Genomic DNA, 23,216 nt, shown 5'->3' with positions numbered 1-23,216 from the left:
GCCTCCCGACCCTCACCGGATATGTTGGGCCCAACAACAATTCGGCGACGTCGCCGGAAAGGATTCGGATCCCATGTCCCTGACCCCCACCCGCGCCGACAAGTTCTCGTTCGGCCTCTGGACCATCGGCTACAACGGGACGGACCCGTTCGGCGGCCCGACCCGCGAGCCGCTCGACGTCGTCCACGCGGTCGAGAAGCTCGACGAGCTCGGCGCGTACGGCCTCACCTTCCACGACGACGACCTGTTCGCCTTCGGCTCCACCGACGCCGAGCGCCAGACCCAGATCGACCGCCTCAAGGGCGCGCTGGAGTCCACCGGCCTCGTCGTGCCGATGGTCACCACCAACCTCTTCAGCGCCCCGGTCTTCAAGGACGGCGGCTTCACCTCGAACGACCGCGACGTCCGCCGCTTCGCGCTGCGCAAGGTCCTCCGCAACATCGACCTCGCCGCCGAGCTGGGCGCGAAGACGTTCGTCATGTGGGGCGGCCGCGAGGGCGCCGAGTACGACTCCGCCAAGGACATCCGCGCCGCGCTCGAGCGCTACCGCGAGGCCGTCAACCTGCTCGGCGACTACGTCACCGACAAGGGCTACGACATCCGCTTCGCCATCGAGCCCAAGCCGAACGAGCCCCGCGGCGACATCCTGCTTCCGACGCTCGGCCACGCGATCGCGTTCATCGACTCCCTCGAGCGCCCCGAGCTCGTCGGCGTGAACCCCGAGGTCGGCCACGAGCAGATGGCGGGCCTGAACTTCACCGCCGGCATCGCCCAGGCGCTGTACCACGGCAAGCTCTTCCACATCGACCTCAACGGCCAGCGCGGCATCAAGTACGACCAGGACCTGGTCTTCGGCCACGGCGACCTGCACAACGCGTTCTCGCTCGTCGACCTCCTCGAGAACGGCGGCCCCGGCGGCGTCCCGGCCTACGACGGTCCGCGCCACTTCGACTACAAGCCCTCGCGCACCGAGGACGAGACCGGAGTCTGGGACTCGGCCGCCGCGAACATGCGCACCTACCTGCTGCTCAAGGAGCGCGCCGCGGCCTTCCGCGCCGACCCCGAGGTGCAGGAGGCGCTGGCCGCCGCGAAGGTCGCCGAGCTCTCCACTCCGACGCTGAACGAGGGCGAGTCGTACGACGACCTGCTCGCGGACACCGCCTCGTACGAGTCGTTCGACGCCGACGCCTACCTCGGCGGCAAGGGCTTCGGCTTCGTGCGCCTGCAGCAGCTGGCCACCGAGCACCTGCTCGGCGCCCGCGGCTGACCCGCACCTCCTGAGCCCGCGGTCCGCCGCGGGACGACCTGAGACGGACGAGATCCCCTGCACCGGCACGGGATCTCGTCCGTTCTCCTGCATCCGGCCCGGTTCCGCACCGGACGCCCGAACCCGTACCCCCAACGAAAGAGGACAGCGATGACGCTCGTCGCAGGGATCGACTCGTCGACCCAGAGCTGCAAGGTGGTCGTCCGCGACCTCGACACCGGCGCCGTGGTGCGCACCGGCCGGGCGAGCCACCCGGACGGCACCGAGGTCGATCCGGCCGCGTGGTGGGAGGCGCTGCAGCTCGCCCTCGCCGACGCCGGCGGGCTCGACGACGTCGCCGCGATCTCGGTCGGCGGCCAGCAGCACGGCATGGTCGTCCTCGACGAGAGCGGCGCCGTCATCCGCCCCGCTCTGCTCTGGAACGACACCCGCAGCGCGCCCGCCGCCGCCGCGCTCATCGAGGAGCTCGGAGCCGGGGCCTGGGCGGAGCGGACCGGATCGGTGCCGGTCGCCTCCTTCACCGCCACCAAGCTCCGCTGGCTGCGCGACGCCGAGCCCGAGAACGCCGCCCGTGTCGCCGCCGTCGCGCTCCCCCACGACTGGCTGACCTGGCGCCTGCTCGGCTACGGCCCCGACTCCGCCCGTGGTCCGCAGCTCGACGCGCTCACGACCGACCGGTCCGACGCGTCCGGCACCTCGTACTGGGGAGCGGACGGCTACGACCTCGACCTGCTCGAGCGCGCCCTCGGCCACCGCCCGCTGCTCCCCCGCGTGCTCGGCCCCTCGGAGGAGGCGGGCCGCACCGAGAGCGGACTCGTCGTCGGCCCCGGCGCGGGCGACAACGCGGGCGCCGCGCTCGGCCTCGGCGCCGGCCCCGGCGACGTGGTCGTCAGCATCGGCACGAGCGGCACCGTCTTCGCCGTCACGGACGACCCGGTGCGCGACGCCTCCGGGACCGTCGCCGGCTTCGCCGACGCGAGCGGGCGCTTCCTGCCGCTGGTCGCGACGCTCAACGCCGCGCGCGTGCTGGCCTCGACCGCGACCCTGCTCGGCAGCGACTTCGACGAGTTCGCCGCACTGGCACTCGAGGCGGAGCCGGGTGCCGACGGCCTCGTGCTGGTCCCCTACTTCGAGGGCGAGCGCACGCCGAACCTGCCGGACGCGACCGCGAGCCTGCACGGGATGACCATCGCCTCGACCACGCGGCCGAACCTCGCCCGCGCGGCGATCGAGGGCATGCTCTGCGGACTGGCCGACGGGCTCGACGCCGTTCGCGCGCAGGGAGTGGAGGCGCGGCGCATCCTCCTCATCGGCGGAGCCGCGCAGAACCGCGCCGTGCAGCTCGCTGCCTCGCAGGTGTTCGACGTGCCCGTGCAGGTGCCGACGCCCGGCGAGTACGTGGCCGACGGTGCCGCCGTGCAGGCCGCCTGGGCGCTGACCGGTTCGCGTCCGACGTGGACCGTCACCTCGGTGGCCGAGCCCGCGCCGGACCACCGCCCCGTGATCCGCGAGCAGTACGCGGCCGCCCGAGCCTGAGAATCCAGCCCCGGCCCTCTCCAGGGTCGGGGCCTCGCCGCAAGCCCCAGTGGACGGGGAGCGGAATCGCGCTACTCTCATTACTCAGCCAGCTGACTAATGGAGGAGCGACATGACCGCCACACGAACCCCCGACCGCGCCGACCGGATCCGCCAGGTCGTCGTCGCCGTGAGCGCGGTGCTCGCCCTCATCGGCTCCTTCATCGGCTCGGGCGCCGCGGGCGGCACGCAGATCCAGAACGCGGCCGGCGGCGCCCTGACCGCGTCCTCGACCCCCATCGCTCCCGACGGCCCCGCCTTCGCGATCTGGAGCGTCATCTACACCGGCCTCATCGCCTACGCGATCTGGCAGTTCCTGCCCTCGCAGACCGCCCGCACCCGCCACCGCCGGCTGGGCTACTGGGCCGCCGCCAGCCTCCTCCTGAACGCCGCGTGGATCCTGGTCGTCCAGGCCGGCTTCCTGACGCTCAGCGTCGTCGTGATCGCCCTGCTTCTCGCCGTGCTCGCGCGCATCTTCGTGATCCTGCGGACCACACGGTCGGCCGGAGTGGTCGACGCGATCGTGACGGACGGCACCTTCGGGCTCTACCTCGGCTGGGTGTGCGTGGCCACGGCCGCGAACGTCACCGCCGGGCTCGTCGGCGCGGGAGTCGGCAGCGCGGACGGTCCGGGCGCCGCGGTCTGGGCGGTCGTCGTCCTCGCCGTCGCCGCGCTCGTCGGACTCCTGATCGCCGTCACCGGCCGCGGCCGCATCGCCCCGATGCTCTCGCTCGTCTGGGGACTCTCCTGGGTCGCCGTCGGCCGCTTCGCCGGCGAGCTCGTCTCGGTCCCCGCCGGGATCGCCGCGCTGGTCGCCGCCGCCGTGGTGCTGGTGGTCACCCTCCTCGTCCGCGCCACCGCGGGACGCCCGGTCAGCGCCGCCTGATCCTTGCGCGACGAAGGCCGAGAGGCCGGGACAGCCCTGGTCCGGGGCCGCCCGGCCTCTCGGCCTTCGTCGTGGTGGCGGATCAGGTGATCAGCGTGTCGACGTACTCCCGGTTCTCGTCCATCCACGCGGCGAGGGCGGCGGAGCGGTCGTCGGCCCCGTCATTGAACAGCGCGTTCTCGAGCGAGTAGAGCGTCTTCGAGTCCATCCGGAAGTCGCGGATCCAGCGGCTCATCGTCGGGTAGTCCGCGTCGAACGCGGCCGAGCCGAAGGAGTGGATCCCCTCCGCCTGCCCGAGCAGGCCCTTCGGGTCCTCGAGGTCCTTGACCGGGAAGGCGTCGTAGGCCCAGTGCGGGCGCCAGAGCGTGACGGCGATGTTCTCGCCCGCGGCGGTCGCGCTCGAGAGCTCCTGGAGCATGGCCGGCGTCGACGAGGTGAGGTAGTCCATCCCCTCCAGGCCGTAGCCTGGGATGACGTCCTCGGTCGTCGTCTTGTTGAGACCGGAGCCGGGCTCGATGCCGATCAGGCGGTTGCCGACGACGCCCGGGTCGGCGGCGAGCTCCTCGAGGGAGTCGATCGGAGCGTCCTCGTTGACCGCGATGGTCAGCTTCGCCTCGTCGTTCCACGCGCCCAGGTCGACGATCGAGTCGCCGTACTGCTCGACGTACCGGGCGTGGGTGAGCGGCAGCCAGGTGTCGAGGGCGAGGTCGTAGTCGCCCGTCGAGAGGCCCTGGAAGCCGGGGGCGACGTCGGCGTTCTGCAGGGTCACGTCGTAGCCCTGCTCCTCGAGCACCGCCTCCCACAGAGCGGAGACGGCGATCCCCTCGTCCCAGCCCTGGAACACGGCGACGGTCAGGTCGGTGCGGTCGCCGTTGTCGACGGAGGAGGCGGTGGCGGGAGCGGCGAGGGTCGCGGCCCCGAGGGACGCGACCAGGCCGATCGAGACGACGCCGACGGCCGAGCGGGTCGCCACGACGGCGCGGCGGTTCTTCGCCCGGGCGACCCTCGCCGGCGAGGGCGAGCCCAGCGCGCCGGTCATCCGGTCGAGGACGACCGCGAGGATCACGACGGAGATGCCCGCCTCGAAGCCGAGCGCGACATCGATCCGGTTGAGGCTCGCGACGACATCGCCGCCCAGCCCTCCGGCGCCGACCATGCCCGCGATGACGACCATCGAGAGCGAGAGCATGATGACCTGGTTGAGGCCCGCCAGGATCGAGGGCAGCGCCAGCGGCAGCTGGATCTGGCGGAGGATCCGCCACTTCGAGGAGCCGAACGACTCCCCCGCCTCGACGAGCTCCGGGTCGACGCCGCGGATGCCCAGCTCGGTGAGCCGGACGCCCGGCGCCATCGCGAACACGATGGTCGCGACGATGCCCGGCACCACTCCGACCCGGAACAGGATCAGCGCGGGGATCAGGTAGACGAAGGCCGGCATCGTCTGCATCAGGTCGAGCACGGGCCGGATGACCGCGGAGGCCGTGCGGTTGCGCGCGGCGAGCACGCCCAGCGGCACGCTCAGCGCGATGGCGATCACGGAGGCGACGAGCACCAGCGCGAGGGAGTCCATCGCGTTCTCCCACTGGTCGACCCCCACGATCAGCAGGAGCCCCACGGCGGTGCCGGCCGCGAAGACCCAGCCGCGGACGGCGTAGGCCAGTACGGCGAGGAAGGCGACGATCACCCAGAAGGGCGGCGTGGCGAGGACGAGGTCGACGCCGGAGTAGAGGGCGCCGAAGACGGTGCGCAGCAGGTCGAAGACCGGCTGGAAGGTCTGCGTGAGGACATCGACGGCACCCTCGGCGAGGGCGCCGAGCGGGAGGCGGAATCCGAGATCGGTCATCGTGCACCTCCGTCCGCCGCGAGGACGGCGTCGTCGACGGGGCCTCCGGTCGCGTGCAGGGTCGCGGTGACGACCTCGGTCGAGACGGTGGCGGGCGGCTCGATCACCGGGTGCTCGCCGGTGCGGGCGGCCACGTTGCCGAGCGCCGCGAGCAGGGTCACCCGCGGGATCGCTCCGAGCAGACGCCCGTCGGCGTCGACCACGGCGACCGGCAGCGCCGACTCGACGGCGGGCTCGATGACCTCGCTGAGGGCGGTGTCCGGACCGACGGTGACGACGTCGGAGGTGAGGACCGCCGAGAGGTCGCCGGTGCTCCGGCGCACCTGCTCGATCACGTCGCGGTCGCGGACCGTGCCCAGCAGGCGGCGTCCGCCGCCGACCACGAACGCGGCCGAGGTCTGCAGGTCGCGCATGCTCCTCAGTGCGGCGCGGGGACCGGCCGCGAGGGTGACCACGGAGCGGGCGGGCTCCATCACGGCGGAGGCGGTGAGCACGCGGGCGCGGTCGACGTCCTGCACGAACTGGGCGACGTAGTCGTTCGCCGGGTCGGTGAGGATCTCCTCCGGGGTGCCGATCTGGACGATGCGGCCGTCGCGCATCACCGCGATGCGGTCGCCGAGGAACATGGCCTCGTTGAGGTCGTGCGTGATGAAGACGATGGTCTTGCCGAGCTCGTGCTGCAGCTCGATCAGCTGCCCCTGCATCTCGCGGCGGATCAGCGGGTCGAGTGCCGAGAACGCCTCGTCCATCAGCACGATGTCGGTGTCGGCGGCGAGCGCCCGGGCGAGGCCGACGCGCTGGCGCATGCCGCCGGAGAGCTCGTCGGGCATCTTCTCGTGCCAGCCGGCGAGACCGGCGCGCTCGACCGCGAGCAGGGCCCGCTCGCGGCGCTCGGCCGCGGGGACGCCCTGGATCTCGAGCGGGTACGCGACGTTGTCGAGCACGGTGCGGTGCGGGAGGAGCGCGAAGTGCTGGAACACCATCGACACCGACGAGCGGCGCACGCGGCGCAGCTCCGCCTCGGAGACGCCGGTGATGGTGGAGCCCTCGATCAGGACCTCGCCCGCGGAGGGCTCCTGGAGCCCGTTCAGCATGCGGATGAGGGTGGACTTCCCGGAGCCGGAGAGGCCCATCACGACGAAGATCTCGCCGCGGCGCACGGTGAAGGACGCGTCGATCACCGCGGCCGTGCCGAGTCCGGCGAGCTCGCCGCGGTCGGCGCCCTCGCCCAGTCGGCGGACGACCTCGTCGGGCTTCCGGCCGAACACCTTGAAGAGGTGGCGGGCCTCGAGAGCGGGGGTCGCGGGATCGGCGCCCGCCTCGCTCCGGGGCTCGCTGATGATCTGCTGGTTCTGGTGCACGTACACTCCGTCGGCGCGCAGGGACGACGCCCTGCGCTCATCTCGTGGTGCCGGGTCGGGAGCGTGGGACAGCCGTGCGTCGAGCCTCCGCGTGCGTCCCGCCGCTCAGCGCGGCAGGGGGTGGAGGCGAGAGCGTCCGAGGCGGCCTCGGGGCCGCCTCCACTCCCGTTGACCGTACGATCGCGGCGCGTCCTGGGGGGACGCCGTGCGAGCGCGGACCGGTTCATCGGGGCCCGTGAGGACCGCCGACCACGGTAGCCGCGGAGCCGCCGAGGGGCAAACGTCGGACAATTGCGGGGGCGGGTCCAGGGGTGGTGATGAACCGATCGGCGCGAGCGAATGTGCTGGTCGGAGCTGGTTTCCGGAGTGTTGCGCGATCGTTACCGTGATGGCGCGGCCGGCGGCGCTCGTTCCGGCCGGTCTCGATAGGCCGCTGCTCGACCGGCGAGGAGGCCCTGTCGCTCAGACGGTGGTCTCGCCCGCCGGGCCCGAGGGGGCCGCCGCGCCGACTCCACTGACGGGCTCACCCTGCCAGGACACGAGCGTCCACGCGTCGCCCGAGCCCTCGAGGACGACGACGCCGGTGTTGTCGAGCAGGTGGTCGGCGATGAAGCGCGCATCGAGGTCGAGGGAGCGCAGACCCGCCCAGCAGCGGATGGCCGCGCCGTGGCTGATCAGCGCGACGACCTCGTGCCCGAGCGCCTCCGCCTCCGCCACCACCGCGTCGTAGCGCGCCGCGAACTCGTCGCCCGTCTCGCCGCCCGCGAGCCGGATCGACGTCTCGCCGCCGGCCCAGCGGAAGACCGTGCCCATGTACTCCTCGACCGCCGCCTCGTCGCCGCGCATCTCGAGCCCCGCGGCCGCGACCTCGCGGATGCCGTCGCGCTCGATCGGCTCGAGCCCGAGCGCCGCGGCGAGAGGGGCGGCCGTCTCGTGGGTGCGGACCATCGTCGAGACGAGCAGCGCGCCGATCCCCTCGCCGGCGAGCCGACCGGGCAGCGCCGCGGCCTGGGTGCGGCCGAGATCGGTGAGCCCGGGTCCGGGGATGCGGGTGTCGAGGAGCCCGGCGACGTTGGAGGGGGTCTGGCCGTGGCGGATCAGGAGGAGGCGCATCCGCCCACGCTAACCGCGGAGGCTGGGCTTCCGGGGCGCGCGTTCGCGCTCGCTCCCGCCGTTGTGCGGCGAGTGCGGCGCTGCCACGATGTGCGGGGACGCTCCCGGACCGGGAGCCGCAGACGGACGGGACGGGCGGACATGGCCTCCGAAGACGGTTTCTCGAAGGACGAGCGCGCGGCGATGAAGCAGCGTGCGGCCGAGCTGCGGGCGGAGGCGAAGCGGCAGAAGAGCGCCGACAAGGCCGACGCCGACCGCAGGGACGCGGAGGCCGCGATCGCCGCGATGACCGACGAGGAGCGGCCGATCGCCCAGATGCTCCACGAGGTCGTCGGCGAGACCGCCCCCGATCTCCTCCCGAAGACCTGGTACGGCTTCCCCGCCTACGCGCGCTCCGACGGCAAGGCGATCGTCTTCTTCCAGCCCGGCGCGAAGTTCGGCACGCGCTACTCGACCCTCGGCTTCCAGGACGGCGCGCAGCTCGACGACGGCACGATCTGGCCGACCGCCTACGCGCTCGTCTCCGCCGACGCCGAGACGCGCGCCGCCGTCACCGAGCTGGTCCGCCGCGCGGCCGGGGCCTGACCCCGTGGCGCACGTCTACGACGAGATCGACGAGAGCCTCTCCTCCTGGATCCACGAGCAGCCGATGTGGTTCGTCGCCACCGCGCCCCTCGCCGCGGACGGGCACGTCAACATGTCGCCGCGCGGCCACGACTCGTTCTCGATCCTGGGCCCGCGGCGCGTCGGCTGGGTCGACTACACGGGCAGCGGAGTCGAGACGATCGCGCACCTGCGCGAGAACGGGCGCGTGTGCCTGATGTTCGCGTCGTTCGGACCGCGTCCGCGCATCGTCCGCCTGCACGGCACCGGCTCCGTGCACCTGCCCGGTTCGGAGGCGTTCGCCGAGGTCGCGGAGCAGCACCCCGATCACCCGAGCACCCGCGCGGTCGTCACCGTCGAGCTCACCCGCATCAGCGACGCGTGCGGCTGGGGCGTGCCGGTGATGGAGCCGGTCGGCGAGCGCGACCTGCTCCTCCTCCAGGCCGAGAAGAAGGGCCCCGACGGCATGGCCGAGTACCGAGCCACGCGCAACGCGGTCAGCATAGACGGGCTGCCGGGCTACCCGCTGGACTGAGCGGGCGGGAAGCGGCCGCAGCGCGGCGCGCACGAGCACGCCGACCGGCTCGAGCAGGGTCTCAGTGATGACGGCGAGCGGGTTCGACCCGGTCGGGCGGGAGTCGACGGAGAACCGAGTCCTCGTCATTCGTCAAGTCCTCGACCGCTGACCGCCGCTCAGCACGACCAGACGTGCATCACGGTCCGTCCCCCGTTCGGGAACCCCGGGTCGATCGACGTGTTCGTCGTCGGTGCGGGTCTGAAGCGGGCGCTCCTCGCGGGGACGATGACCGGCGGCCTCGTCGACGGGTACACCGCCGCCGTCTCAGCGAGATCGCACAGCGCGACGGGACCGGTTCGCGGAAGCACGCACGAGGACGCTTCGCACACGTCCCTAGGGGATGTACTCCTGGGACCAGTAGTCGGCCCGGATCTTCAGGAGGGGCCCCTCGACGGTGGAAGTCACCGAGATGGAGCGAGGGTCCCGGAGGGTTCCCGCGATGCGTGTCTGCGGGGTCCTTTCGAGCTCGCTCGACAACTGCTCGGGAGTGATTCGCGTCGGGAGGGACGACCGCGAGCAGCCGCCGGCATCCACCGGAGGCGCATTCGACGGTCCCGCTGACGACCTCGCTCCCCTGTGGACGGTCGATGGCCGAGGCCGCCGACCGCGCTGGTGAGGCTCATCCATGGGTCGGGACGAGAGCGAGCTCCGGGGAGCTCCGGCCGATCCCAGGAGGGGCGGACGTGGAGCGCGACTGAGGCCTGCTCGATCGACGGTCGGATCGGACGGCGTCCACACCATCGGCCCCGCAGAGATCCCCTGGCCGATCCGCCCGCCGCTACGCCCGCCCGTCGACGGCCCGGATCGAGAACAGCTCCTGCGGCGTGCAGTCGAGCGCGTCGCAGATGAGCGTCAGCGTCGTGAAGCGGATCGCGCGGGCGCGGTTGTTCTTGAGGATGGAGAGGTTCGCCATCGTGATGCCGGTGCGGGCCGAGAGGGCGGTGAGGGTCACGCCGCGCTCGGCCAGCACTGCTCCGAGGTGGCAGTCGATCCGGTGCCTCTCGTCGTCGGCGGGCTCAGACAACGCCGTCGACGTCCCGTTCGAGCTTCGCGCCGGCGCGGAACGCCGCCGTCAGGGCGAGGGCCACCACTCCGGCGAGCAGGACGGGGACGGGCCACTGCGGCAGGTTCGTCCCGATGGCCTGGTAGTCGCCGCCGAGGAAGGCGTCGCGCTGCTCGTCGGTCACCCGGCCGGCGGCGAAGAGCAGGCCGATGCCGGAGCTGAGGTACAGGCCGGCCGCGGTGTCGGCGAGGCCCTGCGCCACTCCACCGATCAGCAGGACGAGGCTCAGACGGCGCCAGTTCGCGAGGACGAAGGGGTCGAACGGGCGTCCGGCCGCGATGCCGCGGAGGACCCGCAGGAGGAAGACCGTGGCGAGGACGATCGTGACCGCCTGGAGGAGGCTCGGCAGCGCACCGAGCAGGCGGAGGGAGAGGGCGGCGTCGGCGAGCGTGGGCGCGGTGCCCTCGCGCGGCTCGGCCTGCAGCAGCTGCGGGAGGCTCCGGAGCGGGAGGCGGCCGTCCGCTCCCCCGAAGACCAGCAGGGTGCGCCCGGTGGTGACGGTCCAGGTCTGCAGGAGCGCGGTGAGCACGGAGAAGACCGCGACGATGAGCAGGACCGCCCTGGCCACCCGGAACACGCGCGGACGCTCCCGGACCGGTCCGCTGGGGATGACACTCGTCATGGCGTGCTCCTTATCGATCGTCGATGTTATCGAGTATCGATACTACGCACGCCGGTCCGGCGATGTCGACCCGCGGCGCCCCGCCGACCACGGAGACGGCGGGAGGGGTGGTTGCCCGGGGCGAGGAGCCCGATCTAGCGTGGAGGGATGTCGGATGCGAGGGAGCGCGCCGCCCGGTACCGGGCCGGCGCCGCGGGCGAGGAGGAGGCGGAGCAGCCCGCCCTGCCGGAGGATCCGCTCGAGCGGGCCGCGTTCGTCGAGACGGCGATCCAGCTCGCGATCCGCCGCGGCGACTTCGACGACCTGCCGGGATCGGGGAAGCCGCTCCCGGACCTGGGCACGGCCCACGACCCGGACTGGTGGATCCGCCGCAAGATCGAGCGCGAGAACCTCACCGGTATCGGCCCGGCCGCCTTCCTCCTCCGCGCCGAGGACCGCGCGCTCGACGAGCGCCTCGACCGCTTGCACCGCGAGGAGGAGGTGCGCGCCGAGCTCGCCGACTTCAACACGCGGGTGATCGAGGCGCGCCGCCAGCTGCTGGGTGGGCCGCCCGTCGTCACCCCGCTCCGGGACGTCGACGAGGAGGTCGCCGCCTGGTCGCAGCGGCGCGCCGATCGCGCTGCCGAGGCCGAGGCCCGGGCGGCCGCCGAGCCGGAGCGGTCCCGCCGCTGGTGGTCGCGGCGGCGCTGACGTCCCCGGAAACCGGACAGACCTGCCCCTCCCACTGGGGTCCCGCCCCGGGAAACCGGGCGGGAGCGCGCCTCCGAATCATGCGTACACATCAAGTCGACCGGAGTCCGCATGCTCACCGCCACCACCCCCGCACGCCTCACGAGGGCCCGCCCCTCGACCCTCGCCGCGCCGCCGCTCGCACTGCTCGAGCCCGACTCGGACCGGATGCTCGTCATCCGCGCCGCGGAGGGCGACGACCGCGCGTTCGCCACCATCGTCCGCCGCTACACCGGGCTGCTCCGCGCGACGGCCGCCCGCACCCTCCGCAGCAGCGCCGACGTCGACGACGTGGTGCAGGAGACGTTCCTCGCGGCGTGGACCCACGTGGACAGCGTGATCGACGGCGAGACCATCGCCGGCTGGCTCGTCACGACCGCCCGCCGCCGCAGCGTCGACCGGCTCCGCTCCAGCGTCTCGCGGCTGCGAGCCGAGCTGGACGACGAGTTCCCCGCCTCCGCTGCCGACGACCCGGAGCACGCCGCACACTGCGGATCGCTCGCCGCCGACGCCAACCGGGTGCTCGCCGCGATGCCCCCGGCCCAGCGCCGCTGCTGGGAGCTGCGCCAGCTGGAGCAGTGCAGCTACGACGCGATCGCGCACGAGCTGGGGCTCACGACCTCGACCGTCCGCGGACTGCTCGCCCGCGCCCGCGCGACCCTCCGCACGGAGCTCGCCCACTGGCGCTGATCCGCGCTGCGGATCTCGGCGCAGGCGACCAGGCGGGGGCCTTCAGCGCAGGAGAACCGGCCCCGCGCCGATCCGCACCCGGAACAGCGAGTACGGGTACGTCCGCAGATCCGTGCCGCCCTGGTAGTCGGCCTGGCGGTGCAGCTGGTTCGCAGTGACGTACAGGTGCTCGTCCGTCGCGATCGACATCGTGTCCGGCCAGAGCAGCCGCTCGTCGTGCACGATCGTCTCCATCGTGCCGTCGGTGCGACGGCGGACGATCGCGTTGTTCTCGTAGCTCGTGGCGTAGAAGCGGCCCAGCGCATCCGTCTCGAGGCCGTCCGCTCCCCCGCCCTTGTCGCCCTCGTCGACGACGGTCGCCGCGACGTCCTCGTCCGGCACCGACCGGTCGACCAGTGCCGCCGTCGCCACGCTGAACCAGCGGCGGGAGACGAGCGGGCAGTACCAGAGGCGCTCGCCGTCGGCCGAGATCGCGATGCCGTCAGCGCCCATCGTCACCGGCTGCGGGTCGCCGTCGGCCGGGCGCTTCATCAGCACGCGGCCCTCGGCCATCGGCACGAGCTCCGGAGGAGTGAGCGCCTTCGTGCTCGGGTGGTCGTGCAGGCGGCGCCAGGCGGTCCCCGCCTCGAGGTCGACGACGATGATCCCGTTCGGGCCGGAGTCGGCCGAGTCGGTGATGTAGGCGATGCCGCGCCGCAGATCGAAGCGCACGTCGTTGAGGTAGGTGGTCGGCAGGGCGACGTCCGGCTCGAGGACGATCACCTGCTCGACGGTGTCGGTCGCCAGGTCGACGCGGACGAGCTTGGGGCCGCCCTTCTTCGTCGGCTCGAACATCGGGCTGCCGGTGTCGAGCATCCAGAGCCGGTCGGCCGGATCGACGACGATGCTCTGCACCGAGACGAGGGCGCCGACGTCGTCGATTCCCGACGGCGTGTTCCAGGCCTCGTCCGGGTAGGGCACCGCCGCTCCGTCGACCAGCTCCACGACCGTGGCCGGGACCTCGTCGCCCCACTTCGGGAAGTTCACGAAGATCCGCCCGGTGTGCGAGACGCTGACGCCGGTGGGCATCGGACCGCTGGTGAAGGCGTGCACGAGCTCCAGCTCGCCGAGCGGCTCGTCGATCGGGCGCGTGCCGCGGGTCTCGTCGGTCGGTCCCCAGAATCCCATGGTGCTCTCGCTGTCCTCCCGCCGGCGCGGGCTCGTGGCGGTCTCGGTGCCGGTCGGGTGCGGGGTCGGTGCCCGCCGCGACCGGTGCTCCTCATCCTGCGCGTCGGCGCCGGTCGGCGGGGAGGAGGTGGCGGAGGAGGCGGCGAGCGCCTAGCATCCGGCCGCCGCGGGCGACCCCGGAGCCGCGACCGAGGAGGCGGAGGAGGGCCGGCCCGCGTCCGACTTCGGCACGGCCTTCACGAAGGGGCTCAGCATCGGGACGCGGCAGTGCCCGGTGGAGCGGGTCGCCTCGGCGGCCGCTCCCGCCGCCCGCAGTGCACCGCCCCCCGCCGTCGCGCTCACCCGCTGGTCGGCGGATCGACGGACCGCTGATCCGCCGGCCGTCCGCTTCCGGACATGACCGCTAGAGGGCGTTGCCACTGCGGCCGCTCACCTGCCACGGTCGCAGAGCGACCGACGACGGTCCACCGATCAGAAGGACCGAGGCCCGCTCATGGACGACTCCTCTTCGACCGAGACCAGCACGAGCGAGATGACGCCCGAGGTGCTGGCCGCGTTCACCGACGCCTGGACCCGCCACGACCTCGAAGCGCTGATGAGCCACATCACCGACGACTGCGTCTACGGCGCGTCCGTCGGCCCCGAGCCCGGCCGCACCTGGACGGGGAAGGAACAGGTCCGCGAGGGATTCGCGCTCATGCTCGCCTTCGACACCGGACAGGAGCGGCACGAGGAGGGGGCTCCCCTCATCGCCGGGACGCGCGGCGCGGCCACCTGGTCCTTCACCGGGACCGGCCCCGACGGCGGACCCCAGGTCACGCGGGGCTGCGACATCTACGAGTTCCGCGGCGGGAGGATCGCCCGCAAGGACGCGTTCCGGAAGGTCTACCGGGCGGACGAGGAGTAGTCCGGGTCGGCCTCCCTCGCGCAGCGGAGCCGGAGCGGCGTCCTCGTACCGGGTGGCCCCGCACCTGCCCGGTCGCGCAGACTGGATCGATGGCAGCGGCGTCGGCACCGGTCGGATGGGGACGTCTGCCCGCCGTCTCGTGGCTGATGGTGCGCGCCTTCACGCGCCACCGCGTCCTCGCCGTCCTGGCCTTCCCGACGGCGCTGCTCTCGCTCGCGCCCTCCGTGATCCGCCGCGCCGCCCACGAGACGGCCGACCGGAACGGACTGGTCGTGTTCGGGCGCTACCGGCCGGTCGCCGACGCCCTGGTGAGCATCGCCGTCACCGTCCCGGTCGTCCTGCTGGCCATGGTGGCGGCCGTGTGGGTCGCGCTCTCGGGTCTGCTCGGCGCGGTCCTGGTCCTCGCGGCGCTCCTCGGCGGAGCCGTGGGGGCGGGGGCCCTGCTGGTCGGGACCCCCCTCACCGCGGCCGTCGGCGCGGAGACGCCCCCCGGGCGGCGGTGGACGGTGATGGCGCTCTCGCAGCGCCCCGGGACCCGCCTGTCGGCGCTGCTCGCGACGAGGGAGCTGCTGGCCACGGTCCCCGCGGGAGGAGTCGTCGTGGCGGTCGCCGCCGACGAGCGGCTGGCGGACAGCTACTCGCGCCTCGGCTTCTCCCGGGGACGGGGCCTGCGGGTCTTCCAGCAGGTCTGAGGGGCACCTCATCGCCGGACGGAGGCCACCGGCGGCTCGATACGGTGGGGATCGTGCAGCGCGGCTGAGGGCTCCCCGATCCCCGTCACTCCTACCCGCTCCCTCCGGCCCGCTCGGGCGCGATCGAAAGGCTCCCCGTGTCCGCACTCCTCCCCCTGCAGGGCAGGACCGCCCTCGTCACCGGTGTCTCGCGGCGGCGCGGCATCGGATTCGCCGTCGCCGCGAAGCTCGCCTCCCTCGGCGCGCACCTCGTCGTCCACCACCACCGCCCTCACGATCTCGACCTCCCCTGGGGAGGCGACGACCTCGATGCGGTCCGGTCCGAGCTCCGCGCGCACCTCACGGAGGGCGCGCGGTTCGCCGACGTCGCCGCGGACCTGGCCGATCCCTCCACGATCCCCGGTCTGATCGCCACCGCAGCCGACCTCAGCGGGAGCCTGGACGTCCTCGTCTGCAACCACGCGAAGAGCGGCGATGACGGCAGCATCCTCGACATGACTCCTGAGCGGCTCACCGCGTTCTGGGACGTCAACACCCGCTCCACCCTCCTGCTCACCGCGGAGTTCGCGCGGCTCCGGGCACCGCGCGCGGACGGATCCCGCCGGCCCGGCGACCGGATCGTCGGGGCCGGGCCCTACGCCCGGGCGCAGGGGCACGTGTTCTGGATGACGTCCGGCCAGATCCACGGCGCGATGCGCGGAGAGGTCGCCTACGCCGCGAGCAAGGCCGCACTCGCCGGCGTCACCGCCACGGTCGCCGCCGAGCTGTTGGAGCTCGGGATCGTGCTCAACACGATCGATCCCGGTCCGGTGAACACGGGATACCTGGACCCGGAGACCACCGACCGGTCGCTCGAGGACCTCGAGGAGTACGTCGCGAGCACGCCCTTCGGCCGGGTCGGCACGCCGGCGGACCCCGCGGAGCTGATCGCGTGGCTGGCCACGTCGGCGGGCAGCTGGGTCGTCGGGCAGGTGCTCACGACCGACGGCGGGTTCAGCCTGTGACCGGAGCGGCGGGGAGCCGTCCGGCGCCGACGACCGGCGCGGCCGGGCCCGGGGATGATGGGCGCATGGGAACTCGTGGGGCCGGAGTGCTGTGGGTGGTGAGCGCGCTCGCCTACGTGGGAGCGGAGGCGGTCGCCGCGTCCGCGTTCCCGGGCTACAGCTACGCACGGAACTACATCAGCGATCTCGGCGTGCCCGAGGTGGGCGTGTTCCAGGGGCGCGCGATCGACTCGCCGCTGCACGCGGTGATGAACGCCGGATTCCTCCTGCAGGGGGCGCTCTACCTCGCCGCCGCCGTCACGACCGTGCGGGCGGCGCGGGGCGGATCGCGGGGGCTGTTCCTCTCCCTCGCCGTGGTCTACGCCGTGGGCATCGCCGTGGTGGGCCTCGTGCACGGGAGCAGCGCCAGTGCGCAGAACGGGATCGGCGGCCTGCACGTGGTCGGCGCCGCGATGGCGATCGTCGGCGGCAACGCGGCCTCGATCGTCGCCGGTGCCGCGGCCCGTCGCGGCCGCGCCCCGTGGGCGCTCGGGACGGTCGGGATCGTGCTCGGCGCGGCCGGCCTGCTCGCGCTGCTGATGCTGCAGGTCGACACCCGCGTGCCCGGCGTCGATCTGCTGCCCGACGGCGTCTGGGAGCGCGCCTCCGTCTACGCCGTCACGGCCTGGCAGCTCGCGACCGGCCTGCGGCTGCTCCGGCGGCCGGAGGTGCCGCGGCAGCCGCGGCCTCCTCAGACCGCGGGCAGCGGCGCTCCGATCCGGTAGAAGCGGTCGGCGGTCGCCGCGAAGACGTCGCGCCGCTCCGCAGGCGAGAGTGCCGCGGTGAGCTCGTCGAACGCGGTGTACAGCTCGGAGAAGCTCGAGTAGAGGCTGTCGACCGGGAAGTTGCTGCCGAGCATCGTCCGCGACGGCCCGAACGCCTCGAGCGTCTCGTGCACGAACGGCGCGATCGACGCGCGGGTCCAGGAGTGGTCGTTCGTGCCGATCGCCGAGATCTTCACGACCGTGTTCTCGCGCTCAGCAACGGCGCGCAGCCCCCTGCGCCACTCGTCCACCGAGTCGGAGTCGCGGCCGATCGGCATGCCGAGGTGGTCGAGCACGATCGCGGTGCCGGGGAAGGCGCCGGCGAGCTCGGCCGCCTCCTGCAGCTGCGAGGGGAACACCTGCAGGTCGAACGACAGGCCCAGCGGCGCGAGCCGGGCGAAGTGCGCGCGCCAGACCGGATCGGACGAGATCCCCGGCCGATCACGGTGCGTGAAGACCGGATCCGGGTGCCAGTTCAGGATATCGCGGACGCCGCGCGTCACGGAGTACCCGGCGTGCTCCTCCAGCTGCCGGGGCGCGTCGGCGTCCAGGAGCGACACGTGCGCGACGTGCACCGTCGGCACCGGGCGCTCGCGGGAGAGGGCGTCGATCCAGGCCGTCTCGGCGAGCGCGTCGGCCGCGCCGTTCTCGACGTGCACGGAGGCTGCGAGCGTCACGTCCCGGGCGTCGGCGAGGTAGTCGTCGACGCTGTAGGAGCGGCGGATCGGCCGGTCGTCGCCGTGGTAGCGGAAGGGCTCGGCCGGCCCCTCCAGCCACGGGTAGGAGCGGCGGAGATCCGTCAGGTGGTGGTGGGCGTCGATGACGACGAGTCCGCTCATGCGTGCCTCCCCGGGGTCGGAGCGCCGAGGCGCGCGATCGTCCGGACGACGCCGGTGTGGTCCAGGTCGCCGTCGCCGTCGGCGACCATCCTCTCGAACAGGCCGGTCACGGCGGTGATCGCGGGCAGGACGACCCCCTCGGCGTCCGCAGCCTCGCGGACGTAGCGGAGGTCCTTCAGCTGGTTGCGGGCGCTGCCGCCCTCGGCGAAGTCGTCCTCCAGCCACTTGGCGCTCTTCTGCTCGAGCACGGTGGTGCGGGCGAGGCCGCCCTGCAGCAGCTCGACCATCACCTCCGGGTCGAGTCCGGCGGTGCGGGCGAGCAGCAGGGCTTCGGAGACGACGGCGACCGTCCCGGCGACCACGATCTGGTTGCAGAGCTTGGCGGTCGCTCCGGCGCCGCTCGGGCCGAGGTGGCGGACCGTGCGGCCGAGCCGCGCGAGCACGGGGAGGACGCGGGCGACCGCCTCCTCCTCTCCGCCCACCATGATGCTGAGGGTCGCGTCCCGAGCGCCGACCGTGCCGCCGCTGAGCGGGGCGTCGACGACGCGGACGCCGTGCTCCTCGGCGAGGCGCGCGGCGAGCACGGCCACCGCCGAGGGCGAGACGGTCCCGTGCACGACGAGCACCGGATCCGCGATGCCCTGCTCGCGCCAGCCGGCGAGCAGGCCGTCCTCTCCGTCCAGCAGCGACTCGACCTGCGCGAGGTCCGGCAGCACCGTCAGCGTGATGTCGGCCGCCGCCTCGCGCGGAGTCGCCGCCACGCGGGCCCCGAGCGCGGCGAAGGGGTCGGCCTTCGCGCGGGTGCGGTTCCAGACCACGAGGCCGCCGTCGTCGACGAGGTTCCGCGCCATCGGGGCGCCCATGGGTCCGAGGCCGAGCAGCGAGAGCGTCACTGGGCGACCTCGGCGAGCTGGTCGGGCGCCACGTCGTCGAGCAGCACCGCGGCCTCGAAGCCGAGCAGCTCCCGGGAGCGGGTGAGGTCGAGCCCGACGGAGCGGCCCGGCAGCTCGCCGCGCGGCACGCCGGGGGCGATCGCGTCGAGGGCGGCCGCGGTGTCGCCGCGGAGGTAGGTGAGCGGAGCGGCGACCAGGATCCCCGGAGCGGGAGGCGTGTCGTGCAGCAGCGCCGCGAGCACCGAGCGGGCGGCATCGGCCGCGTCGAGGTAGCTGAAGCCCTCCGCCGCCTGGCGGCGCGGGTCGGCGGCGATCGCGGTGCGCAGGTGCTCGCCGAACCGCCGCCCGCCGTCGAGGGTGATGTCGCGCACCAGCGGGAAGCGGAGGCCCGTGAGCTCGAGGCCCCAGGTGGCGTGCGCCATCCGGGCCGCGTCCTCGCTCGCGAGCTTCGAGAGCGAGTACTCGTCCGAGATCCGGGGCGCCGCGTCCTCGGAGTAGGGGAACACGGGCGGGAGCGCCTGCTCGGCCCCGAGGGGGTAGCCGTTCGCGTTGATGCTGGAGGCGTAGACGACCTTGGCGACTCCGGCCGCCGCGGACGCCGCGAGCACCGCGAAGGTGCCCACGGCGTTCACGCGGTAGGTCTCGACCGCGTCGGCCATTCCGAGTCCGGCGTAGCCGCCGAGGTGGACGACCGCGTGCTGGCCGGCCAGCGCCTCGGCGAGGACGGCCTCGTCGGTCACGTCGCCGACGACGGTCCGGACGGCCGGGTCCGCCCCCGCGTCGCTGCGGTCGAGGACGGTGACGACCGCTCCCTCCGCCAGGAGCGCCGCGACGGTGGGCCGCCCGATGAGGCCCCAGCCGCCCGTCACGAGGACCCGCGCGCCGTCGAGGGCGGTCAGCGCCGTCACGCGTTCACCGACGGCGTCGACTCGGTCGGAGGAGCGGCGACGTCCTCCTGCTTCTTCCTGCGGCCTCTCGAGAACATCGGCCAGCCCTTGCTGCCCTGGTCGAGCGTGACGGCGATCAGGACGACGAGGCCGGTGACGATCTGCTCGTAGAAGCTCGGCACGTTCAGAAGCACCAGGCCGTTGGTGAGCGCGCCCAGGATGAGCGCGCCGACCAGGGTGCCCGCGATGCGGCCCTCGCCGCCCATCAGGTTCGCTCCTCCGATGACCGCCGCGGCGATCGCGGTGAGCTGGTACGGGCTGCCCGCGTCCGGCTGCGCGGCGTTGATGCGGGCGACGATGACCAGGCCGGCCAGGGCCGAGAGCCCGCCGGAGATGCAGTAGACGGCGATCTTGACGCGGTGGACCCGGACCCCCGAGAGCCAGGCGGTCTCCTCGCTGCCGCCGACCGCGATCACGTTCTGGCCGAACACGGTCTTGCGCAGGAGCAGCCAGGCCGCGACTCCGACGACAGCCACGATGACGACCACGACGGGCACGCCTCCGATGTAGCTGTTGAGCAGGAGGATGAACTCCTTCGGCACGTCGTAGACCGGCTTGCCGTTGGTGGCGACGTAGGCGCCTCCCTGGAACACGCTCATCGTGCCGAGCGTGGCGATGAAGGGCGGCAGGTTCAGCTTGGTGACCAGCAGTCCGTTGATCCCTCCGCAGATCAGGCCGAGGACGATGCCGGCCGCGAGACCGAGCAGCGGGGGCACGCCGCCGTTGACCATCAGCGAGGCGCTGACGATCCCGACGAAGCTGGCCATGGCGCCCACGGCGAGGTCGATGCCGCCGGTGATGATGACGAAGGTCAGGCCGATGCCGATGATGGCGTTCACACTGGCCGACACCGCGACGTCGCGGAGGTTGCCGATGGTGAGGAAGTTGGGGTTCAGCACGCCCAGGATGACGAAGAGGACGACGGCGGCGATGTAGATGCCGAAGGCCTGCAGGTTGAAGGAGCGCCGGCGCGGGGTGGCGACGCTCCCGGTCTCGGGGGAGGTCATGAGGTTCCTTTCGCCACGCCCATGGCGTTGGCCACGATGCTGTGCTCGGTGATGTCGTCGCCGACGTGCTCGGAGACGAAGCGCCCGGACCTCATCACGAGGACCCGGTCGCTGATGGAGATGATCTCGGGCAGGTCGCTCGAGACGACGATCACGGCGTGCCCCTCGGAGGCCAGCTGATCGATGAGCTCGTAGATCTCGACCTTGCCGCCGACGTCGACGCCCTTGGTCGGCTCGTCGAAGAGGAAGACGCTCGCCCCGAGCCAGATCCACTTCGCGATCACGATCTTCTGCTGGTTGCCGCCCGAGAACTGGCGCGCGTTGAGGCGGACGTCGGCGGGACGCAGCGACATGCGCCGGCCCATCTCCTCCGCCGTCTCGATCTGCCGCTTCGTGCTGATGAAGGGGCCGAAGCCGTTCAGCTGCCGGTCGGACGTGAGGGCGACGTTCGCGTAGGCCGGGGTCTGGAGGACGAGGCCCTGGTGCTTGCGGTCCTCGGGGATGAACGCGATGCCGGCGTCGCGGCTGTCGCGCGGCGAGCGGATGCGCAGCGGACGGCCGCCGAGGCGGACGGTCCCCTCGGTGCCGTCGTCGGCGCGGATGAGCGCGCGGAGGAACTCGGTGCGGCCGGAGCCGACGAGGCCGGCGATGCCGACGACCTCGCCGCGGCGGACGCTGATCGACTCCGGTCCGACTCCGCTCGGGTGGACGACGCCCGTGGCCTCGAAGTGCACCTCGGCGTCCGGGGCGACCGGGTGGCGCCGCTCGAACGAGAGCAGCTCCCGGCCGACCATCCGCCGCACGATGTCCTCGGACGAGGTCTCGCCGATCGGAGCGTCGTAGGCGGGCCGCCCGTCGCGGAGGACGACGACCGTGTCCGACACGCTCATCACCTCCGGCATCTTGTGCGAGACGTAGATGACGCCGACGCCCCGCCCGTGGGCGATCTCGCGGACCCGGGTGAGGACCCCCTCGACGTTGTGCTCGAGCATGCTCGTCGTCGGCTCGTCGAGCGCGACGATCTTCGCGCCGAACGCGAACGCCCGCGCGATGGTGAGCGCGTGCCGCTGCGCCGGGCTGAGCCGGCCGACCGGAGTCCTCGCCTCCATCGGGAAGCCCATCAGGTGGACGTCCTTGAGGGCCCGGTCGATGTCGTCCTGGGCGGACGCGCGCTGCTTGCGCGTCCGCCCGAGGAGCAGGTTCTGCATCACCGTGAGCTGGGGCACGATGGCCGGCTCCTGGTGCGCGATGCGGACCCCCTCGGCGAGCGCCTGGCGGGAGGTGTACTCCATCCGCCGGACGCCGTCGATGGTGATCGAGCCGCGGTCCGGGCGCAGCGCCCCGCCGAGGATGTTCAGCAGGGTGCTCTTGCCCGCGCCGTTCTCGCCGGCGAGGGTGCGGATCTCGCCGCGGTCGAGCGTGAAGCTCACGCCGTCCAGGGCGCGGACGCCCGGGAACGATTTCGCGATGCCGCGGACCTCGAGCAGATGCTCGGCCATGTTCCGTCTACTTCCTTGTCGAGGAGGTCGTGGGGAGGGAGGAGGTGACGGGTTACGGCATCCCGGTCTCGTACTGCGCGACGTTGGTGCTGTCGATGATGAACGCGGGGACGTCGATCCACGCGGGGACCTTCTTCCCGGCGAGCAGGTACAGCGCGGCGTCCACGCCGGTCGCGCCCTCGGTGGTGGGCAGCTCGCTGACGGTGGCGGTGTAGTCGCCGGCCAGGATCTGCTTCTTGGCCTGCGGGATGCCGTCGGTGCCGACCAGGATCACCTTGCCGGTGAGGCCCTTCGCGTCGATGGCGGCCTGGACGCCGAGCGCCATGCCGTCGTTCTGCGAGTAGAAGGCCGCGATGTCGGGGTTCGCGGTCAGCATCGTGGTCGCGATCTCCTGCGCCTTGGTCTGGTCCCACGAGGCTGTCTGGGAGGCGACGAGCTCGAGGTTCTCGTGCTTCGCGAGGGCGGCGGTGAAGCCGTCTCCGCGGTTGATCGCGTTGGAGGAGCCCGGATCGCCCTCGATCATCGCGACCTTGCCGCCGTCGGGCAGCTTGTCGGCGATGTAGTCGGCGGCGGTCGCGCCGATGGTGGTCGCGTCGGGTCCGACGTAGACGGTGCCGGCCACGCCGCTCTTGGCGTCGTTGAGGACGATCGCGGGGATGCCGTCGGCGAGCGCCGACTCGAAGATCGAGTCGAGGCCCGTGGCCGAGATCGGCGAGGCGAGGATGGCGGAGCAGCCCTGGTTCATGGCGCTCTTGGCCTTGTCGAGCTGCTCGGTGATCGAGGACTCGTCGGTGACGTCGAAGGTCTGGTAGTCGACGCCGAGCTCCTTCGCGCGGTTCTCGAAGCCGTCGCGCTCGTAGCCCCAGAACTCGTTGGAGAGGGTGCGGGTGATGTAGCAGAGCTTCGCGCCGTCCGGCACGGTGGGGGTGCCGAGCGAGGAGGCGACCTCGTCGGCGGGGGTCTGCGCGGAGGCGTCGACGAGCGACACGATGTCGGCGCCGGAGCCGGAGCCGCCGGCGGATCCGCCGCCGTCTCCGTCGGGCGAGGCCGAGCATCCGGCGAGGAGCGTCAGGGAGGCGAGGCCGGCGAGGGCGACGCCGGCGGCGCGGGTGGGGAACGACATGGGAGG

At 72.9% G+C, this 23,216-nt stretch carries 23 protein-coding genes; 11 read left to right on the top strand and 12 right to left on the bottom strand.

From position 1 onward, the window contains the following. Positions 1-73: 73 nt before the first annotated feature. The 3 genes from xylA (at position 74) to C5C49_RS15160 (ending at position 3,728) form a co-directional block, all read left to right on the top strand. Complete coding sequence (gene xylA, locus C5C49_RS15170; protein ID WP_104227357.1) at positions 74-1,267, top strand: xylose isomerase; 1,194 nt, start codon at positions 74-76, stop codon at positions 1,265-1,267. 150 nt (positions 1,268-1,417) lie between these two features. After that, the gene (xylB, locus tag C5C49_RS15165) at positions 1,418-2,803 is read left to right on the top strand and encodes a xylulokinase (protein ID WP_104227358.1); all 1,386 of its coding nucleotides are present in this window, start codon (positions 1,418-1,420) and stop codon (positions 2,801-2,803) included. 112 nt (positions 2,804-2,915) lie between these two features. Then, a complete protein-coding gene (locus C5C49_RS15160) occupies positions 2,916-3,728 on the top strand; it encodes a tryptophan-rich sensory protein (RefSeq protein WP_104346476.1) in 813 nt (270 codons plus the stop codon). An 82-nt stretch (positions 3,729-3,810) separates the two neighbouring features. On the opposite strand, the gene C5C49_RS17470 is transcribed toward C5C49_RS15160, so the two are convergent. From C5C49_RS17470 to C5C49_RS15145, 3 genes are all read right to left on the bottom strand, one after another. Further along, positions 3,811-5,571, bottom strand: a complete 1,761-nt coding sequence (locus C5C49_RS17470; RefSeq protein WP_104346475.1) for an ABC transporter permease/substrate binding protein — start codon at positions 5,569-5,571, stop codon at positions 3,811-3,813. Then, positions 5,568-6,932 carry a glycine betaine/L-proline ABC transporter ATP-binding protein gene (locus C5C49_RS15150; RefSeq protein ID WP_374953852.1) on the bottom strand — a complete coding sequence of 455 codons (1,365 nt, stop codon included), beginning with the start codon at positions 6,930-6,932 and terminating at the stop codon, positions 5,568-5,570. Before C5C49_RS15150 ends, C5C49_RS17470 begins: the two co-directional genes overlap by 4 nt. Positions 6,933-7,394: 462 nt before the next feature. Beyond that, entirely contained in the window at positions 7,395-8,045 is a 651-nt protein-coding gene (locus tag C5C49_RS15145) for a histidine phosphatase family protein (RefSeq protein WP_104346474.1), read from the bottom strand. A 141-nt stretch (positions 8,046-8,186) separates the two neighbouring features. Between C5C49_RS15145 and C5C49_RS15140 the strand changes: the two genes are divergently transcribed. After that, positions 8,187-8,630, top strand: a complete 444-nt coding sequence (locus tag C5C49_RS15140) for a hypothetical protein (protein WP_104224881.1) — start codon at positions 8,187-8,189, stop codon at positions 8,628-8,630. 4 nt (positions 8,631-8,634) lie between these two features. Further along, on the top strand, positions 8,635-9,183 hold the full coding sequence (locus C5C49_RS15135; RefSeq protein ID WP_104283915.1) for a pyridoxamine 5'-phosphate oxidase family protein: 549 nt from the start codon (positions 8,635-8,637) through the stop codon (positions 9,181-9,183). A gap of 820 nt (positions 9,184-10,003) precedes the next feature. Here C5C49_RS15135 and C5C49_RS15125 read toward each other — a convergent pair. Both C5C49_RS15125 and C5C49_RS15120 read right to left on the bottom strand, forming a co-directional pair. After that, positions 10,004-10,249 carry a helix-turn-helix transcriptional regulator gene (locus tag C5C49_RS15125; RefSeq protein ID WP_104248118.1) on the bottom strand — a complete coding sequence of 82 codons (246 nt, stop codon included), beginning with the start codon at positions 10,247-10,249 and terminating at the stop codon, positions 10,004-10,006. Beyond that, positions 10,242-10,910 (bottom strand): hypothetical protein, encoded by a 669-nt coding sequence (locus C5C49_RS15120; protein ID WP_104346472.1) that lies wholly within the window; start codon positions 10,908-10,910, stop codon positions 10,242-10,244. The genes C5C49_RS15125 and C5C49_RS15120 overlap by 8 nt, the downstream gene beginning before the upstream one ends. A gap of 147 nt (positions 10,911-11,057) precedes the next feature. On the opposite strand from C5C49_RS15120, the gene C5C49_RS15115 reads away from it, so the two are divergent. Together C5C49_RS15115 and C5C49_RS15110 are read left to right on the top strand one after the other, a co-directional pair. Then, a complete protein-coding gene (locus C5C49_RS15115) occupies positions 11,058-11,600 on the top strand; it encodes a DUF1992 domain-containing protein (RefSeq protein WP_104346471.1) in 543 nt (180 codons plus the stop codon). A 111-nt stretch (positions 11,601-11,711) separates the two neighbouring features. Then, positions 11,712-12,329, top strand: coding sequence for an RNA polymerase sigma factor (locus C5C49_RS15110; RefSeq protein ID WP_104346470.1), 618 nt, complete (start codon positions 11,712-11,714; stop codon positions 12,327-12,329). A 42-nt stretch (positions 12,330-12,371) separates the two neighbouring features. On the opposite strand, the gene C5C49_RS15105 is transcribed toward C5C49_RS15110, so the two are convergent. Further along, positions 12,372-13,496 (bottom strand): L-dopachrome tautomerase-related protein, encoded by a 1,125-nt coding sequence (locus C5C49_RS15105; RefSeq protein ID WP_104346469.1) that lies wholly within the window; start codon positions 13,494-13,496, stop codon positions 12,372-12,374. Positions 13,497-13,989: 493 nt separating this feature from the next. On the opposite strand from C5C49_RS15105, the gene C5C49_RS15100 reads away from it, so the two are divergent. From C5C49_RS15100 to C5C49_RS15085, 4 genes are all read left to right on the top strand, one after another. Continuing rightward, complete coding sequence (locus tag C5C49_RS15100) at positions 13,990-14,403, top strand: nuclear transport factor 2 family protein (RefSeq protein ID WP_104346468.1); 414 nt, start codon at positions 13,990-13,992, stop codon at positions 14,401-14,403. An 89-nt stretch (positions 14,404-14,492) separates the two neighbouring features. Then, positions 14,493-15,095: a hypothetical protein gene (locus tag C5C49_RS15095; protein WP_104346467.1), complete on the top strand. Its 603-nt coding sequence runs from the start codon at positions 14,493-14,495 to the stop codon at positions 15,093-15,095. Between the two features lie 137 nt (positions 15,096-15,232). Then, the gene (locus C5C49_RS15090) at positions 15,233-16,099 is read left to right on the top strand and encodes an SDR family oxidoreductase (protein ID WP_258068480.1); all 867 of its coding nucleotides are present in this window, start codon (positions 15,233-15,235) and stop codon (positions 16,097-16,099) included. A gap of 65 nt (positions 16,100-16,164) precedes the next feature. Further along, positions 16,165-16,863, top strand: coding sequence for a DUF998 domain-containing protein (locus tag C5C49_RS15085; protein ID WP_104346466.1), 699 nt, complete (start codon positions 16,165-16,167; stop codon positions 16,861-16,863). On the opposite strand, the gene C5C49_RS15080 is transcribed toward C5C49_RS15085, so the two are convergent. The 6 genes from C5C49_RS15080 to C5C49_RS15055 all read right to left on the bottom strand — a co-directional run. Further along, positions 16,830-17,741 carry an amidohydrolase gene (locus C5C49_RS15080; RefSeq protein WP_104346465.1) on the bottom strand — a complete coding sequence of 304 codons (912 nt, stop codon included), beginning with the start codon at positions 17,739-17,741 and terminating at the stop codon, positions 16,830-16,832. The two genes, C5C49_RS15085 and C5C49_RS15080, sit on opposite strands and share 34 nt — an antisense overlap. Then, complete coding sequence (locus C5C49_RS15075; protein WP_258061531.1) at positions 17,738-18,634, bottom strand: NAD(P)-dependent oxidoreductase; 897 nt, start codon at positions 18,632-18,634, stop codon at positions 17,738-17,740. Before C5C49_RS15075 ends, C5C49_RS15080 begins: the two co-directional genes overlap by 4 nt. After that, positions 18,631-19,542: an NAD(P)-dependent oxidoreductase gene (locus tag C5C49_RS15070; protein ID WP_181135787.1), complete on the bottom strand. Its 912-nt coding sequence runs from the start codon at positions 19,540-19,542 to the stop codon at positions 18,631-18,633. Before C5C49_RS15070 ends, C5C49_RS15075 begins: the two co-directional genes overlap by 4 nt. Next, positions 19,539-20,588 carry an ABC transporter permease gene (locus C5C49_RS15065; protein WP_104239249.1) on the bottom strand — a complete coding sequence of 350 codons (1,050 nt, stop codon included), beginning with the start codon at positions 20,586-20,588 and terminating at the stop codon, positions 19,539-19,541. Before C5C49_RS15065 ends, C5C49_RS15070 begins: the two co-directional genes overlap by 4 nt. Further along, on the bottom strand, positions 20,585-22,087 hold the full coding sequence (locus C5C49_RS15060; RefSeq protein WP_104239248.1) for a sugar ABC transporter ATP-binding protein: 1,503 nt from the start codon (positions 22,085-22,087) through the stop codon (positions 20,585-20,587). The genes C5C49_RS15065 and C5C49_RS15060 overlap by 4 nt, the downstream gene beginning before the upstream one ends. Before the next feature lie 52 nt (positions 22,088-22,139). Then, on the bottom strand, positions 22,140-23,216 hold a 1,077-nt coding region (locus tag C5C49_RS15055; RefSeq protein WP_146084898.1), incomplete at its 5' end, for a substrate-binding domain-containing protein.

Origin of the sequence: Rathayibacter sp. AY1E2, from assembly GCF_002932325.1 — a bacterium.
In the GTDB taxonomy this organism is placed as follows: domain Bacteria; phylum Actinomycetota; class Actinomycetes; order Actinomycetales; family Microbacteriaceae; genus Rathayibacter.
Note: the sequence above shows the minus strand (reverse complement) of the source record. Positions and strands in the feature narration are given on the sequence as shown.